Origin of the sequence: Arthrobacter wenxiniae, assembly GCF_013376105.1 — a bacterium.
Lineage (GTDB): Bacteria > Actinomycetota > Actinomycetes > Actinomycetales > Micrococcaceae > Specibacter > Specibacter wenxiniae.
Genome location: NZ_JAAMFM010000077.1, coordinates 1 through 878 on the forward strand (window position 1 = coordinate 1; position 878 = coordinate 878).

Annotated in this window: 1 protein-coding gene and 1 pseudogene; both read left to right on the forward strand. The window is 68.0% G+C overall.

The annotated features are described in order from the left end of the window. The first annotated feature begins 254 nt into the window (after positions 1 to 254). The gene (locus G6034_RS19415) at positions 255 to 617 is read left to right on the forward strand and encodes a DnaJ domain-containing protein (RefSeq protein WP_176636743.1); all 363 of its coding nucleotides are present in this window, start codon (positions 255 to 257) and stop codon (positions 615 to 617) included. Between the two features lie 13 nt (positions 618 to 630). Next, positions 631 to 878: pseudogene (locus G6034_RS19420) on the forward strand (hypothetical protein); the annotation flags it as partial.

Below are 878 nucleotides of genomic sequence, written 5' to 3' on the forward strand. Positions count from 1 at the left end.
CCGTCAATGCCTAAACTGCCTTGGGGCAAAGACATTTCCCGAGACCGGGAAGGCAGCGCGGCGGCTGTCATGGAAAAAGGCGGTAGCCATACGGCACGCCACAGCGCCGTACGCGCATTGAAAAGTGGCCGCTTGTCCCTGCCTTCCCGTACCGGCGGTCCCCGGCAAACCATGGCCGGGGACCGCCCCAACCACCCATGGACGCCTCGCGCTGGTGGCCGGGGCCACGAGGCTGAGAGGACGTGTGAGCAGTCGTGACTGGTTCGCCGGATTTTTATGCTGTGCTGCATGTGGGTCCCGAAGCGACCGGCGCGGAAGTGACCCGCGCCTACAGGTCCTTGATGCGCCGCCACCATCCGGACACCCGCCCGTCGCCGGCCACGGCCGAGCAAGCGTCCCGGGAGAGTGAGCAGTTGAGGCAGATCATGGATGCCTACACCGTGCTGGCGGACCCGGCCCGGCGGGCCCGCTACGACCGCGGCCTGCTGGCAAAGGCGGGCGCAGCGGCATCCCATCCCGGCCCCTCCACCGGGGCGCGCGTGTACAGGCCGGGCGCACCTACCCACGGGCAGCCGCCCATCGTCGCCGGTCCACTGCGGTGGGAACCACCCCGATAGGAAGGACACATAAATGAGTGCATGGCACCGCTTCGACTCTCCCTTGCTGCCGGCTTTCCACGAACGCTTCGAGCAGCGCTGGGGCAAGGGCACCGCACCATTCCTGGATCCGGAACTCCACGAAGAGCCGCTGCCCCGGGCCCAGTGGATCAACGCCGACACCGGGGCCGCGCTGGCCGTCGTCCCGGTATGGTCCGACGACGACGACATTCACCGCTCGTTCGCCGTGTTCTACCTGCCACCGGCAGGGGACATCTGGCT